This window comes from Ruegeria sp. BH8, assembly GCF_056538065.1.
Genome location: NZ_JBQFSP010000001.1, coordinates 66,296 through 81,853 on the forward strand (window position 1 = coordinate 66,296; position 15,558 = coordinate 81,853).

General features: G+C 58.7%; 14 protein-coding genes. 8 read left to right on the forward strand and 6 right to left on the reverse strand.

Features of this window, described 5'->3' with window-relative positions; genetic code table 11:
• Window positions 1-28 precede the first annotated feature (28 nt).
• Both hisN and ACR0AD_RS00350 read left to right on the forward strand, forming a co-directional pair.
• Complete coding sequence (hisN, locus tag ACR0AD_RS00345; protein ID WP_480486384.1) at window positions 29-820, forward strand: histidinol-phosphatase; 792 nt, start codon at window positions 29-31, stop codon at window positions 818-820.
• 114 nt (window positions 821-934) lie between these two features.
• Window positions 935-2,269 (forward strand): 8-oxoguanine deaminase, encoded by a 1,335-nt coding sequence (locus ACR0AD_RS00350; protein WP_480486383.1) that lies wholly within the window; start codon window positions 935-937, stop codon window positions 2,267-2,269.
• Here ACR0AD_RS00350 and guaD read toward each other — a convergent pair.
• Window positions 2,266-3,552: a guanine deaminase gene (guaD, locus tag ACR0AD_RS00355; protein WP_480481992.1), complete on the reverse strand. Its 1,287-nt coding sequence runs from the start codon at window positions 3,550-3,552 to the stop codon at window positions 2,266-2,268. The genes ACR0AD_RS00350 and guaD overlap by 4 nt on opposite strands.
• 139 nt (window positions 3,553-3,691) lie before the next feature.
• On the opposite strand from guaD, the gene mgtE reads away from it, so the two are divergent.
• Window positions 3,692-5,086, forward strand: coding sequence for a magnesium transporter (gene mgtE / locus ACR0AD_RS00360; protein WP_267365362.1), 1,395 nt, complete (start codon window positions 3,692-3,694; stop codon window positions 5,084-5,086).
• Entirely contained in the window at window positions 5,083-5,640 is a 558-nt protein-coding gene (locus tag ACR0AD_RS00365; protein WP_480481990.1) for a 5-formyltetrahydrofolate cyclo-ligase, read from the forward strand. Before mgtE ends, ACR0AD_RS00365 begins: the two co-directional genes overlap by 4 nt.
• A 3-nt stretch (window positions 5,641-5,643) precedes the next feature.
• Here ACR0AD_RS00365 and ACR0AD_RS00370 read toward each other — a convergent pair whose 3' ends face one another.
• Window positions 5,644-5,871, reverse strand: coding sequence for a putative hemolysin (locus ACR0AD_RS00370; protein ID WP_267365364.1), 228 nt, complete (start codon window positions 5,869-5,871; stop codon window positions 5,644-5,646).
• A gap of 130 nt (window positions 5,872-6,001) precedes the next feature.
• Between ACR0AD_RS00370 and ACR0AD_RS00375 the strand changes: the two genes are divergently transcribed.
• From ACR0AD_RS00375 to ACR0AD_RS00385, 3 genes are all read left to right on the forward strand, one after another.
• Window positions 6,002-6,817 carry a TIGR00282 family metallophosphoesterase gene (locus tag ACR0AD_RS00375; RefSeq protein WP_209504607.1) on the forward strand — a complete coding sequence of 272 codons (816 nt, stop codon included), beginning with the start codon at window positions 6,002-6,004 and terminating at the stop codon, window positions 6,815-6,817.
• Between the two features lie 87 nt (window positions 6,818-6,904).
• Window positions 6,905-8,683: an SLC13 family permease gene (locus tag ACR0AD_RS00380; protein WP_480475795.1), complete on the forward strand. Its 1,779-nt coding sequence runs from the start codon at window positions 6,905-6,907 to the stop codon at window positions 8,681-8,683.
• 96 nt (window positions 8,684-8,779) lie between these two features.
• On the forward strand, window positions 8,780-9,517 hold the full coding sequence (locus tag ACR0AD_RS00385; protein ID WP_480486381.1) for a YbaY family lipoprotein: 738 nt from the start codon (window positions 8,780-8,782) through the stop codon (window positions 9,515-9,517).
• A gap of 13 nt (window positions 9,518-9,530) precedes the next feature.
• Here the strand turns inward: ACR0AD_RS00385 and ACR0AD_RS00390 are convergent, their stop codons facing one another.
• The 4 genes from ACR0AD_RS00390 to ACR0AD_RS00405 form a co-directional block, all read right to left on the reverse strand.
• Complete coding sequence (locus ACR0AD_RS00390) at window positions 9,531-11,192, reverse strand: FAD-binding dehydrogenase (RefSeq protein WP_480486379.1); 1,662 nt, start codon at window positions 11,190-11,192, stop codon at window positions 9,531-9,533.
• A 10-nt stretch (window positions 11,193-11,202) separates the two neighbouring features.
• Window positions 11,203-12,060 carry a bile acid:sodium symporter family protein gene (locus ACR0AD_RS00395; protein WP_480486378.1) on the reverse strand — a complete coding sequence of 286 codons (858 nt, stop codon included), beginning with the start codon at window positions 12,058-12,060 and terminating at the stop codon, window positions 11,203-11,205.
• A gap of 73 nt (window positions 12,061-12,133) precedes the next feature.
• A complete protein-coding gene (locus tag ACR0AD_RS00400) occupies window positions 12,134-12,868 on the reverse strand; it encodes a glutamine amidotransferase (RefSeq protein ID WP_209504602.1) in 735 nt (244 codons plus the stop codon).
• A 16-nt stretch (window positions 12,869-12,884) separates the two neighbouring features.
• Entirely contained in the window at window positions 12,885-14,657 is a 1,773-nt protein-coding gene (locus ACR0AD_RS00405) for an SLC13 family permease (protein ID WP_480486376.1), read from the reverse strand.
• Between the two features lie 110 nt (window positions 14,658-14,767).
• Between ACR0AD_RS00405 and ACR0AD_RS00410 the strand changes: the two genes are divergently transcribed.
• Complete coding sequence (locus ACR0AD_RS00410) at window positions 14,768-15,508, forward strand: YebC/PmpR family DNA-binding transcriptional regulator (RefSeq protein WP_480481976.1); 741 nt, start codon at window positions 14,768-14,770, stop codon at window positions 15,506-15,508.
• The last annotated feature ends 50 nt before the right edge of the window (window positions 15,509-15,558 follow it).

Here is a 15,558-nt window from a genome sequence, read left to right on the forward strand (position 1 = left end):
TGTCAGGTAATGCCCGCACCAGAGTGCCATGCATCCGGCGAGTTTAAGCGACATTGAAATTGCAGAAGAAATGGCCGAAGCGGCACGCGCGGCCATTCTTCCTTTTTTCCGTCAGACCAATCTGGAAACTGCGAACAAGCTGACCGAAGGGTTTGACCCCGTCACCGTAGCGGATCGGGCCGCTGAAAAAGCCATGCGAGAGGTGCTGTCCCGATTGCGCCCTGAAGATGGCGTATTGGGTGAAGAATACGGTGCGCACAAGGGCAGCAGTGGCCGAACCTGGGTTCTGGACCCCATCGACGGCACGCGCGGGTTTATCAGTGGCACACCAACCTGGGGCGTTCTGATCGCGCTCAGCACAGCAGACGGGCCGATCATGGGGGTGATTGATCAGCCCTACATTGGCGAACGCTTTGTCGGATCGACAGCTGGTGCGCAGCTTACAGGGCCACAGGGGACCAGAAAGCTGCAAACACGGGGGACGAAATCTCTGGCGCAGGCGACGCTGTTCACCACTTTTCCTGAAGTCGGCACCCCGGATGACCGGGCCGGGTTTCAGGCCGTGTCGGAGCAGGTGCAACTGACTCGATATGGAATGGACTGCTACGCTTATGCCTTGTTGGCCGCAGGGCAAGCAGATCTGGTGATCGAAGCAGGGCTAAACGCGTATGACATTCAGGCCCCTATTGCGGTTATTCAGGCGGCAGGTGGAATTGTGACCGACTGGCAAGGCGGCCCGGCGCATGAGGGCGGTCGTGCATTGGCCGCAGCCAACGCAGAGATTCATGCAGAGGCCCTTCAGATCCTGCGTCGGTTCTGAAACCGGTTGTCGCAGATCCCGATGGCGGGTACATAATACACAGTCGGTTCTTGAGCCCGTTTTCCGCCGACCTTCGCACTCCTTGCAAGAGACGGGCAGATGCAGGAGCGCGACATGACAGAAATCCTACTCAAAAACGCTGATCTGATCCTGACGATGGACGAGTCCCGGCAGGAACTCCCCGGGGCTGACATTTTGATCCGCGACGGCCAGATCGCGGGGATCGGGTACGGATTGCAGGCACAAGGCGAGGTTCACGATGTTTCGGGCTGTCTGGTGACACCCGGGCTGGTGAACACCCATCACCATCTTTACCAAACGTTGACCCGCGCGGTGCCGGGCGGGCAGGACGCATTGCTGTTCGGGTGGCTTCAAACACTTTATCCGATTTGGGAGAAGTTCGGACCGGACGAGATGTTCACCTCGGCCCAGATCGGTTTGGCAGAGCTGGCGCAGTCAGGCTGTACGCTCAGTTCTGATCACCTGTACCTCTATCCCAATGGTTCGCGGCTGGAGGACACGGTTGCTGCCGCATCCGAGTTGGGGATGCGATTTCACCCGACACGTGGCGCGATGAGTATTGGTGAAAGCGATGGCGGCCTGCCTCCGGACAGTCTGGTGGAAGAAGAAACTGCCATTCTGGACGACATGATCCGCGTCGTGGATGCTCTTCACGATCCGTCAGAAGGGTCGATGTGCCGCGTAGGTCTTGCCCCGTGTTCACCGTTCTCCGTCAGCCGGGACCTGATGCGAGATGCAGCCCTTCTGGCACGGGACAAAGGCGTGATGTTGCATACACATCTGGCTGAAAACGATGAAGATATCGCCTATTCACAGGCTCAGTTCGGCTGTCGGCCCGGTCAATACGCCGAAGATCTGGGTTGGACCGGCCCGGATGTCTGGCACGCTCATTGCGTCAAGCTGGACGGGGCCGAGATTGATCTGTTTTCGCGCACCAAAACCGGTGTCGCTCATTGCCCATGTTCGAACTGCCGTCTGGGATCAGGCATCGCGCCGGTGCGGGCGATGCGCGATGCGGGGGTAAAGGTCGGTCTCGGCGCTGATGGCTCGGCCAGTAATGACAACGGTAATCTGATGCTTGAGGCCCGGCAGGCGCTGCTGTTGCAACGGGTGGTCAATGGGGCGGATGCGATGTCGGCCCGCGAAGCATTGGAGATTGCAACACGTGGCGGGGCCGATGTGCTGGGGCGTCCCGACTGCGGGCGGCTTATGCCGGGAAAACGCGCGGATGTCGCTGTCTGGGATATGCGCAGTATCGAATGCGCAGGCAGCTGGGACCCGGCAGCTCTGCTTCTGGCCGGTCCGATGCAAGTAAAGCACCTGTTTGTCGAAGGCCGCCAGATCGTGCGGGATGGGCATATCACGACGATTGACCTGCCCCGCGTGATTGAGCGTCAAAACAGTCTTGCCAAGGGGTTGCAGGCCTAGGCGGCCTGCCGCCCACCAATCCAGACCTCGGCCACAGCCCGATCATCACCCATCATGATGGTCGGGAAGATTGCCTCCCAAACATCGTTTGCACAAGCTTCGCGCTGGGCGATGGCCGGGGTCGAGGCGAGATCAATCACGACCAGATCCGCCTCCATTCCCGGAGCAATGTTGCCGATGCAATCATCCATCCGCAGGCTGCGCGCCGACCCGACTGTACCCAGCCACAGCAATTGCGCCGGATGCAGGGGGCGCCCACGCAACTGACCGATTTCATATGCGGCAGCCATGGTGCGAAGCATTGAAAAACTTGATCCGCCACCGGTATCCGTTGCCAAACCGATCCGGTGGCCATCGTGGATCAAGCCGTTCATGTCGAACAGACCCGACCCTATGAAGGTGTTCGAGGTGGGGCAGTGGATCAGCGACGCATCAACCTCGCGCAGACGATCGCGTTCCCGGTCTTCCAGATGGATGACATGCCCATAAAGTCCGTTCTGCCCCAGCAGCCCGAACTTTTCGTAAGTGTCCAGATAGTCCCGCGCATCGGGAAACAGGGAGCGGACCCACTCGATTTCGTCTGTCTGCTCGCTCAGGTGTGTTTGCATCAGGCAATGGGGATGCTCCGCCCAAAGCGCGCCCATGGCCTCAAGCTGTTCAGGGGTGGACGTCGGTGAAAACCGGGGCGTGATGGCATAGGACAGGCGGTCGACACGGTGCCATTTCTCAAGCAGCGCGGCAGATTGGTCATAGGCGGTCTGGGCTGTGTCACGCAGACCTTCAGGCGCATTGCGATCCATGCAGGTCTTGCCCGCGACCACGCGCTGTCCCCGTTGCAGCGCGGCAGTGAAAAAGGCATCCACGCTTTCGGGGTGGATGGTGCAAAAACTGCACATCGTCGTGGTGCCATGGGCGGCAGTCAGATCCAGATAACGGTTGGCGATTTCAGAGGCGTATTCAGGATCACCAAACTTCATCTCTTCCGGGAAGGTGTAGGTGTTCAGCCAGTCGATCAACCGCTTACCCCAACTGGCAATCATGGCCGTCTGTGGGTAGTGCACATGCGGGTCAACGAAACCTGCAATGATCAGGTGATTGCCATGGTCCTTGATGACGGCATCAGGGTGACGCCGCATCAGCGCATCAGACGCGCCGACATCGGCAACGCGCCCTTTGTCAATCACGACAGCTTCGTCCAATCGGGTCGCTTCGGTTGGCTCTCCGTCAAAGGGTGAGCCTGTGAAACTCAGAACGCGCCCTTTCAAAAGCGTCTTTTGCGCCATTTGCCCTGTTCTCCACCTGTTTGGGACCGCGCTGTAGCATAGGCAGACGAAAGAAGTGGGTAAATCGGCGCATTGTCATTGTTTTCTGGTAGCTGCTTCTTCTATTTAGGGGCCAATCGCCGAAAGAAGGGGGCAGCGCATGACGACAGGCAGTGATCAAGCCGAACACGATCTGCCCCACGACGAAGACGCGTATGCACTGGATCGCCGGACAGTGGCGGCGATCCTATACGCCGTCGATGTGGATGATCGCGACAAGCTGATTGAGCTGATGGAGCCACTGCACGCGGCTGATATCGCTGACCTTCTGGAGCAGATCAATCCTTATGACCGGGCGCGGCTGATCCGGCTTTATGACAAGGAATTTGACGGTGACATCCTGTCTGAACTGGACGAAGCGGTCCGCGAGGAAATCATCGCCGTCCTGACCCCCGAGGTTCTGGCGGAAGCCGTGCGCGAGATGGAAAGCGACGACGTCGTTGACCTTCTGGAAGATCTTGAGGAACCGCAGCAGGAAGCCATTCTGGGCGCGCTCGAAGATTCCGAGCGGCTAGCGGCGCAACAGGCGCTTGCTTACCCCGAGAATTCGGCTGGTCGTTTGATGCAGCGCGAGGTCGTCATGGCGCCCGAGCATTGGACCGTCGGTCAGGCCATCGACTTCATGCGTGCCAATGACGATCTGCCCGAGCAGTTCTATCATGTTGTTCTGGTCGATCCGCGCCTGAAACCAACAGCGCAGGTGACATTGGGCAAGCTGATGGCGTCCCGTCGTGAGGTGCCGTTGCGCGATCTGGCGGAAGAGGAGTTTCACATCATCCCCGTTGATCAGGACGAGGAGGACGTGGCTTACGCCTTCAACCAGTATCACCTGATCTCGGCCCCTGTAGTGGATGCCGATGGGCGTCTGGTTGGTGTGATCACCATCGATGACGCGATGGTCGTTCTGGATGAAGAGCACGAAGAAGACATCCTGCGCCTTGCCGGTGTGAGCGACGAAAGCTCTCTGTCCGACAGTGTCGCGGCGACCAGTCGGCGACGGTTGCCGTGGCTGGCGGTAAACCTGTGCACAGCGATATGTGCTTCGTTGGTAATCTCGCAATTTGCGGCGGCAATTGACCAGCTTGTCGCGCTGGCCATCCTGATGCCGATTGTTGCATCCATGGGGGGCAATGCGGGTACTCAGTCGCTGACCGTTGCAGTGCGCGCACTGGCGACGCGCGACCTGACCAATTCAAACGTGATGCGCGTTATCAGGCGGGAACTGCTGGTGGGCATGTTGAACGGGCTCTGTTTTGCCATTGTACTGGGGACCGTGGGGATGCTGTGGTTCGGTTCACCTTGGCTGGGTGTCGTGATTGGGTCAGCCTTGGTCGTGAACATGATCATCGCGGGCTTTGCAGGTACGGTAGTACCGGTGGTGCTGGATCGTCTGGGAATTGACCCGGCTCTGGCGTCAGGAACCTTTGTGACAACCACAACCGATGTCATGGGGTTCTTCATCTTTCTTGGGCTTGCCAGTGTGGTGCTATTGTGACCGATCTGACTGAAATCAAAGCAGCTGCACGCAAAGCGGCATTTGCGCGCCGCAAGGTCGCGTTCGACACGCGTGTTCCCGGTGCAGCCGGACGTTTGTCCGAGGTTCTGGCGGGTTATCGCGGTGTGCCCTTGTCAGGCTACATGCCGATCCGGACCGAGATCGACCCGGTATCCGCCATGGCTGAAGCTTCGGCTTATGGGCCTGTTGGTGTTCCAGTGATCCAAGCCGCTGGAAAACCGCTGAAATTTTCGCGCTGGACGCCGGAAGGACCGCTGAAAGACGGCCCATTCGGTGCCAGAGTGCCCGAGGTCGATGATTATTTCGACCCCGAGATCCTGATCGTGCCGCTGGTGGCTTTTGATGCCAACGGCGGGCGTCTGGGATATGGCGGTGGATTTTATGATCGCACGCTGGAAGGATTGCGAGGCAAGCGCGCGACACTGGCAATCGGTTTCGCTTTTGACGCGCAAGAGGCGCAGGATCTGCCGCTGGAGCCAACCGATCAGCCGTTGGACATAGTTATCACGGAAAGCCGGGTGCTGACGTTCTAAGCCTCATTGCTGAAAGTGGCCGCGTAGATAGTCCCAGGCATCCACTTCCGTGCCGTCCTTCAGGATGCAGACACCAAAGACGCTTCCGTCTTCGTTCTTCCGAAGTTGGTAAACTCCATCATTCTCGACGCAAAAGGTTGCCGCGGGATTGGGCATGGATGTCTTTGTGCCTTGCGCCATAACGCCCGAAGCGACCACAAGGCCGAATGTCAATATTGCCAATAACTTCACAACATATCCTTTTGATATAAGCGCATGGCTAAGACTTTGCCACGCCTGCAAGCAATTTCAAGTTCGGGCTCAACTTAAATTTCACGGTTCCGCCTTGTTATTGCCCAGCACAGCCCCTACGACCCGGATCATGAGGATTTTGTTTCTTGGTGATGTCATGGGGCGCGCGGGGCGCGCGGCCGTTCAGCAACATTTGCCGCGCCTGCGCGACGAATGGCGGCTGGATTTCGTTGTGGTCAATGGCGAAAACGCGTCGAACGGCATGGGGTTGAGCGGCGATCACGCCAAGCTGCTGCTGGATGCCGGTGCAGATTGCCTGACATTGGGCGACCATGCGTTCGACCAGAAAGACATGCTGCAATATATCGAGAAAGAACAGCGCATCGTGCGCCCGGTGAACTATGCCAAGGGCGCGCCGGGGCGGGGGCACCGGCTGTTCAACGCACCCGGAGGGCGCAAGGTTCTGGTGGTGCAGGTGTTGGGGCAGGTCTTTATGAAACGGCCATTCGACGACCCGTTCTCGGCCATAGAGCCCATCCTGAAATCGCACCCCAGGGGCGGGCAGGCACAAGCCATCATTGTCGATATGCATTGTGAGGCGACGTCCGAGAAGATGGCCATGGGTCACTATTGCGACAAGCGCGCCAGCCTTGTGGTGGGCACACATACCCATGTACCGACAGCGGATTCGCAGATTCTGCCGGGCGGCACAGGCTATCTGACGGATGCGGGCATGTGCGGCGACTATGACTCGGTCATTGGTATGGACAAGCAGGAACCGATGCGCCGGTTCATAACCGGGATGCCCAAGACCCGGTTTACCCCTGCCAATGGCGAGGCCACGCTGAGCGGAGTGTTCGTCGAAACGGATGATCGCGACGGTCAGGCCAAATCTGTTCGCATGGTGCGCGTTGGTGGGCGTTTGGAACAAGCCGGGCCTGATTAACGAACGTCGGGCTTGCCCTGCCACGCGCAATGCGTGAAACTGCATGTCATCAGGCGCTTGGGCCAGGGTTCGGACAGAATACCACGAATGAATTTCCTTTCACTGACAGAGACGGGCAGCGCAATTCTGGCGCTGCTGATTGTTGCGAGCATGTTCGTCATGTTCCTGCGCGAGGTTTATCCGACCGAGGTCGTGGCCATCGGCGGTGTCTCACTGATGCTGGTCACAGGGATATTGCCCTATCAAAGCGCGCTGGCGGTCTTGTCCAATCCCGCGCCCTGGACGATTGGGGCGATGTTCATCATCATGGGGGCCTTGGTGCGGACCGGGGCCTTGGACGCGTTCACGTCGACCGCGCAAAGGCAGGCGCAGGTCAACCCGCGCATTGCCATCGGATTGCTGATGGGGTTTGTCGTTCTGGCCTCGGCTTTTGTGTCTAACACGCCCGTTGTTGTGGTCATGATCCCGGTCTTTGTTCAGATCGCCCGCACGCTGAACGTACCCGCGTCAAAGCTGCTAATTCCGCTCAGCTATGCCGCCATTCTTGGCGGGACACTGACACTGATCGGAACGTCCACCAACCTGCTTGTGGATGGTGTGGCCCGCGCGCAGGGGATGAAAGCTTTTTCGATATTCGAGGTCACGCCGCTGGGGATTGCACTGGTGATCTACGGCATGATCTATCTGCGTTTCATCGCCCCCAGATTGTTGCCCGAGCGGGATAGCATGGCCTCGCTGCTCAGCGATCGGTCCAGAATGAAGTTTTTCACCGAAGCGGTCATTCCGCCCGACAGCAACCTGATCGGGCGTGAAGTGACCGGCGTTCAGTTGTTCAAACGCCCCGGCGTGCGTCTGATCGACGTGGTCCGGGGCGATGAATCGCTGCGGCGCAATCTGAAGGGCGTTGAATTGCAGGTCGGTGACCGCGTAGTTCTGCGCACCGAGATGACCGAACTTCTGAGCCTACAGAGCAACAAAGAGCTGAAGCGTGTGGATCAGGTTTCTGCTGTCGAGACCAAGACGGTCGAGGTGCTGATCACACCCGGATGCCGTTTGGTGGGTCGGACCCTTGGAATGATGCGACTTCGGCGTCGGTATGGTGTCTATGTGCTGGCCGTTCACCGTCGCAATCAGAATATCGGTCGCCAGTTGGATGATCTGGTGGTTCGGGTAGGGGATACATTACTGCTGGAGGGCGCCCCGGCAGATATCCAGCGCCTTGCGGCGGACATGGACATGGTGGATGTCAGCCAACCTTCTGCACGCGCCTTCCGTCGCAGCCATGCGCCAATTGCAATTGGCGCGCTGGTCGGGATCGTCGTCCTTGCAGCGCTGGGTGTCGCGCCGATCCTGCTGTTATCGATTGTGGCCGTAGCCGTGGTTCTTCTGACCCGCTGCATCGACGCGGACGAGGCGTTCTCCTTTGTCGAAGGTCGCCTGTTGGCGCTGATCTTCGCGATGCTCGCCATCGGTGCGTCACTGGACAGCTCTGGTGCGGTTTCACTGATTGTCGAGGCCGTGGCACCGGGATTAAGCGCTCTGCCGCCCTTCCTGATCATCTGGGCGATCTATCTGCTGACCTCGGTGCTGACCGAACTGGTTTCCAACAATGCGGTTGCGGTTGTGGTCACGCCTATAGCCATCGGGCTGGCCCAGGCCGTCGGAATGGACCCGCGCCCGTTGGTGGTTGCGGTTATGGTGGCGGCTTCGGCGTCCTTTGCAACACCGATCGGATACCAGACTAACATGATGGTCTACGGCCCTGGCGGTTACAGGTTCACCGATTTCATGAAGGTGGGTGTTCCGCTTAACCTGACGGTCGGATTGTTGGCATCCCTTCTTATTCCATTGATCTGGCCTTTGTGATTTCGGCGCAGAATCGCCACTTTGTCGAAGCGCATCTTGCAAAGATCCAAGGGCACACGATCTTTTGCGAAGAGGGTTTGCAAAAGGATTTGACCGATGCAGCATTTGGGTCGCGCAATATGGGCGGGTGCAGCAACTTGGGCAGCTTTAAGCGGTGTCGCTATTGCCGGTATTGTTGAAGGGACCGCCACATACCGAGAGCGCATTGCACTGCCACCGGACGCAACCCTTTATGTCGAGCTTCAGGATATCTCGCTGGCCGATGCTCCCGCTGTCACGCTTGCCGCGCAACGGTATGCGCTGAGCGGGGTGCCCGCGCAGTTCAAATTGACCTATGACGATGCACTGATCATGGATGCTCATCGCTATAGCGTTCGGGCATCTGTGATGCAGGGGCAAAACCTGCTGTTCACCACAGATACCGTTTACCCCGTTCTGACGAATGGGGCAGAAAATGCCGCTGATCTTCTGTTGGTTCAGGTCCAGGGGCAGGGGGCGGCAACGCTGGACAACACCCAATGGGCCGCCTCGGGCCTGAATGGTGCGCCTGTCGAATCCGAGAAACGCCCCGAGCTTGTCTTTGGTCAGGATGGGGTTTTTTCAGGAAGCAGCGGCTGCAACCGGTTCAGCGGTCAGGCCGAGATTTCCGGCAATCGCATTGCGTTTCCAGACAACATGGCGGCAACACTCATGGCGTGCCCGCCCCCGCTGGACGCGGTTGAGCGGCAATTCCTGCAAGCCTTGCAGAACGTCACGACATTCGCGATGCAGGGCAACGCTCTGGCTCTGCTGGATGCGCAGGGCCAACCGGTGATCAAACTGGTGCGCAAGTAACAGGGAAAGTGCGTCAGGCGACGGCCCTTGAACGCCCGGCATTGCGACCGGAAAAGATGCAGCCGCCCAGGAATGTGCCTTCCAGCGCGTTGTAGCCGTGATAGCCGCCACCGCCGAATCCGGCGACTTCGCCAGCAGCGAACAGGCCCGGTACCACATTTCCGTCTGATCCAATCATCTGACTGTCCAGATTGGTCTGCAACCCACCCAGAGATTTGCGTGTCAGAATATGCAGCTTGACGGCAATCAGCGGGCCGTTGGCCGGATCCAGAAACTTATGCGGTTTGGCTGTGCGGATCAGTTTATCTCCGCGATAATTGCGCGCGGCAAGGATCGCCATCATCTGCGCATCTTTCGAAAAAGGGTTGTCGACCTGCGAATCCCGGGCTTCGATCTGGGCACGCAGTTGAGCCTCATCTATCGGAGTGTCGCCCAGATGGTTCATGCCGTTGACCAGTTCGGTCAGCGTGTTGGCAACAACAAAGTCCTCACCCTTTTCCTTGAACGCCTCGACCGGAGCAGTTGCGCTGGAACCTGACAGAATGCGCTGGCGGATAACCTCTTTCCAGCTGCCCGAAGTGAAGTCGGGGTTTTGTTCCGACCCGGACAGCGCAAATTCCTTTTTGATCACCTTCTGGGTCAGAACGAACCAGCTGTATTCATATCCGGTTTTCAGGATCTCACGCAGTGTCCCCAATGTGTCGAACCCCGGCAGACAGGGCGGAGCAAGGCGGTTACCTCTGGCGTCAAACCACATTGAACTTGGGCCGGGCAGGATGCGAATGCCGTGGGCGGGCCAGATCGGGTCCCAGTTGCGGACGCCTTCGGTGTAATGCCACATCCGATCACCATTGATGACATGGCCCCCCGCTTTTTCGCTGATTGCGATCATGCGGCCATCAACGTGAAAGGGTACCCCTGCAACCATGTCTTTGGGAGGCTCACCCAAACGGTCCCGGGGCCAATTTTGACGCACCATGTCAAAATTGCCGCCAATACCGCCGGAGGTGACGATGATCGACGGGGCATAAACTTCGAACTCGCCAACCTCATCGCGGTTGGTTTTGCCACCGCGCTGGGAGGTGTCATCGGCCAGAATTTCTCCGGAAACACCTTTGGCGGTTCCGTTCTGCATGATGATATGGCTGACCTGGTGGCGGAACTTCATCTGGATCAATCCGGCGCTGACATGGTCGCGGACACGTCGGATAAAGTGTTCAAGAACGCCGGGGCCGGTGCCCCATGTGATGTGAAAGCGCGGGACCGAGTTGCCGTGCCCCGTCGCATAAGACCCGCCACGTTCGGCCCAGCCAACGACCGGAAACCAGCGCAGGCCCATTTCGTGCAGCCACTGACGCATCTCGCCAGCCGCAAACTCGATATAGGCTTCGGCCCATTTGCGGGGCCATGCGTCTTCGTCACGGTCAAACTGTGCGCTGCCCATCCAGTCGCGCAACGCCAGATCGTGGCTGTCGCGTATACCCATGCGGCGCTGTTCGGGGGTGTCGACCATGAACAGTCCACCAAGGCTCCAGAACGCCTGACCGCCCAGAAAGGTTTCGGGTTCCTGATCGAGTATGATTACCTTTTTGCCTCGGTCGCCCAGTTCGGCTGCGGCGGCCAATCCGGCCAGACCAGCACCGATTACGATCGCATCAGCAGTGTTGTTTGTCATAACGGTCCTTTCAGCGCCTGCGGAACCAGACAAGAAACGGCAGAACCACGGCGTACATCGTAATGCCATAAACCGCCGAGGGCAGGGCCAGCGGGCTGAACCCGCTTTCGGTATTCGTGATCAGCGCCGCCAGTGTAATGCCCAGCGTGGAGTTTTGAATACCGGTTTCGATCGAGATCGTCTTGCACTCATTCCAGGACAGGTTTGATATCCGCGCAAGCCCCAGCCCGATGAACAGCAGGGTGATATTCAAAGAAATCAAGCCTGCGCCCATGATGCCAAGATTGTCGACGAACAATTGCCAGTTCCCGGCCAGTGCCGCGGCAACGATCAGCACGAACAAAACGGTCGCGAGCGTTGACAATCCCGGCTCTACGCGGTTTGCAAACTCCGTTGCAAAGTAGCGAATTCCGACCCCGATTGCCACAGGCAGCGTTGTTATCAGAAACAATGCAACAGCCAGCCCGGTGATCGAAACCTCGGGGGCTTCGTCGCCCATGAAGTGCCTGATCGACCACGCGGCCAGTATTGGTATTGTCACCATCGACAAAAGGCTGATCACGGCGGTCAGGCTGACCGAAAGCGCGACATCGGCTTTGGCGAGCTTGGAGAGGATGTTGCTGGTTACGCCGCCCGGGCAAAAACTGAGCAGCATGAAACCAACCGCGATCTCGGGGGGCAATCCAAAGATTGTGACCGTCACAAAGGCTGCGACTGGCAAGAGAACAATCTGGCTTACCGCCCCGATGGCAAAGGCGCGTCGCCGGCTCAGGACACGACGGAAGTCTGCCACCTCCAGCCCGATGCCCAGAGACAACATGATAATGGCAAGCGACACCGGCAAGCCGACATTCAAAAGCAAATCCAAGGACAACCCCTCCCAAAGTTGCGTCAGATCAGCCTATGCGAGGGGGCAAGGCGCAGGCAACCGCGCCGTTGGGTCACTCGTATCGCTGGACGAAACGGCGCAGGATTTCGCCGGGTTGCGTAACCTCTGCCGAATGGCAATGGTCGATCAGTTTCTGCGCGTCTTCGGGCGGGAAGTAGCCATGGTTCTTGTAGATGTTGATGCGTTGTTCAAAGTCTTTGGCATCGGCTTCCGGGTGGAACTGAGTGGCATAGACGTTCTGGCCCCAGCGGATCATCTGGAACGGGCAGGGGTCGGACGCAACAAGGTGAACGCAGCCCTCGGGCAGGGTTTGAACCGCTTCTTTGTGACCAACAAAAGCATCAAAGGTGGCGTCCAATTCTGCGGTAAGCGGGTCTTGTTGTCCTTCGGGGGTCAGGCGGCACCTGGATGGTCCCACAGGCTCGCCATACCGGGCTTTGCTGACGTTGCCATCCAAATGTACGGCCAGAATACCAAGGCCATAGCAGCACCCCATGAAGGGGTGATCCAGCGCGGTAATCTGCGGCATCAAACCCAGGATTGCGGCTTCGATCCGCGCATCCGTCGCAGATTTGGTTGCGGGGTCATCACTGACGCATCCCGGCCCACCGCCTACGATGACACCGGCATAGTCCGTAACATCCAGCCCTTCAGGCAGGTCGTCGCAATCCAGACGGATGCGGTGTGTGCGTTCGGGCGATAACCCGCTGCGGTTCAGGATCGAAGCATATTCTGCGTCGGAGGCATCCGTTTCCGGGCGCAGTTGCAGGATCAAAAAGCGTTTCATGAACAGCCTTTACCCGTCACAGCGGCCAAAAGACAAGGATGGCGGGGACGGAAACCGCGATGATCAGAGCCTCAAGCGGCAGGCCCATGCGCCAGTAGTCGCCAAAATGATAGCCGCCGGGGCCCAGAACCAGCGTGTTGTTCTTGTGACCGATAGGCGTCAGGAACGCAGCCGAGGCCGCAACGGCCACGGTCATCAGGAACGGGTCGGGCGACACCCCGAGCGTTTGGGCCATCTGGATGCCCACCGGGGCCGCGACGATGGCGGTGGCGGTGTTGTTCAGGACATCCGACAAGGTCATCGTCACGACCATCAGTACGGTCAGGATCGCCCATGCAGGCAGGCCGTTGGTCAGCTGGATCAGCGCATTGGCAATTAGCTCGGTGCCGCCGGATGTCTCCAAAGCGCTGCCCAGAGGGATCATCGAACCCAGCAGCACGACAACGGGCCATTCGATGTGGTTATAGATCTCCGTGATTGGCATGACCTTGGTCAGCACATAGGCAATGACGACAAGCCCCAATGCGACGGGAAGGTAAATCAACCCGACACTGGCCGCAAAGACGGCAGCGGCAAACAGACCGATGGCCAACCAGGCCTTATCGTTTGCCGTCACGTTCAATCCGCGTTCGGCCAGTGGCAGACACCCCAGCCAATCGGTCACATCAGCGCTGCGATCACGAGGGCAAAGCAGCAGCAGGATGTCTCCCGGTTGAACCTCGGTCTTGCGAACCTGTTCGGTGATCTGACGACCCTGACGCGAGATGCCCATCAGGACGGTACTTTGGCGCCAGGCCAGTCCAATACCCTGCGCTGTACGGCCGGTTATGCGCGCGCTTTCGGGAACGACCACTTCGATTACTTCAAGCCCGTCGCCTTCAGCCGTCAGCAGCTCCTGCCGTCGTGTGTCCGAGAAATCCAGTTTCAGCGCTGAACGGAACTCGTCCAGCGCCTCCGGGCGCGCTTCCAGTACCAGCGCGTCGCCATCGTTCAGTGTGGCATGGGTTGACCGGCCATATCGCCGTTTCCCATCCCGGATCAGGCCGATGATAGCCACGTCGGATTTTTCGGCCGTTTCATAAAGTTCGCTGACCCGTTTACCGATATGGGCAGAGCCCGGCGGGATCGTCAGTTCGGCAATGTATTCGGCCAGCACCTCGGATGTTTCTTGTTGCACGCCGCGATTGGGGATCAATCGCCATCCGATCAGCGCGACAAATGCCAGACCGGCAATCGCTGCTATTCCACCAACAGGGGCAAAATCGAACATGTGAAACGGCTCACCCAGTGTTTCCTGCCGGATCGAGGCGATGATGATATTCGGCGGGGTGCCGATCAGGGTGACCATGCCCCCCAGAATGGTGGCAAAGCTCAGGGGCATCAGGGACAGACCCGGGGGCCGACCCGCTTTGCGCGCGGTCTGAATATCCACGGGCATCAGCAGGGCAAGCGCCGCGACATTGTTCATGAAGGCCGACAGAATCGCACTGATCCCGCCCATCAGGGCGATATGCGCGCCCAGCCCCCGTGACGCATCAACCAGAGTGCGGGTGATCAGAAAGACCGCACCCGACCTGACCAAACCGGCAGAGACCACAAGCACCAGCGCGACGATAATTGTCGCCGGGTGGCCAAAGCCCGCAAAGGCGCCACCCACCGGCACAACACCCAGAACGACGCCGATCATAAGCGCGGCAAAAGCCACAAGATCGTATCGAAACCGACCCCAAAGCAGCATTCCGAAGACAGTGATGAAAAGGGCAAAAAGTATGATCTGATCTGTCGTCATGCCGTCACCATACAAGGCGGTGAGGTCGTCGCAAGCCGCTCTCTTGATCCTGCCCCCCGCAAACGTCTATATGAGCGCCGAACACGCAAACATGATGACGAGGACGCACTATGGCAGGCCACTCCAAATGGGCCAACATCCAGCACCGCAAGGGGCGTCAGGACGCCGCGCGGTCCAAACTGTTTTCCAAACTGTCAAAAGAGATCACCGTGGCCGCCAAGATGGGCGACCCCGATCCCGACAAGAACCCGCGCCTGCGTCTGGCGGTGAAAGAAGCCAAGTCGAACTCGGTCCCCAAGGACGTGATCGACCGCGCGATCAAGAAATCCCAAGCGGGTGAAGGCGACGATTACGAAGAAATCCGCTATGAGGGCTATGGGCCCAATGGTGTTGCGGTAATTGTCGAAACCATGACCGACAACCGCAACCGGACCGCATCGACCGTTCGTTCCACGTTCTCGAAGAACGGTGGCAATCTGGGCGAGACCGGCTCGGTTGGGTTCATGTTTGACCGCAAGGGTGAGGTCATTTACCCGGCAGATGCTGGCGATGCCGACACGATTTTTGAGGCCGCCATTGAGGCCGGAGCCGAAGACGTCGAAAGCTCGGAAGACGGTCACATCATCTGGTGCGCGGATACCGATCTGAACGATGTCTCCTCTGCATTGGAAACCGCGCTTGGAGAATCAGAATCCACCAAGCTGGTCTGGAAACCGACCACAACGACGGAACTGGGCCTTGAGGACATGCAAAAGCTGATGAAGCTGGTCGATGCGCTGGAAGACGATGACGATGTGCAGCGTGTCACGACCAACTTCGAAGCCACCGATGAGGTCATGGCGCAGCTTTAAGCTGACCCATACCAGCTCATTGAAACCCGGTCGCAACGGCCGGGTTTTTT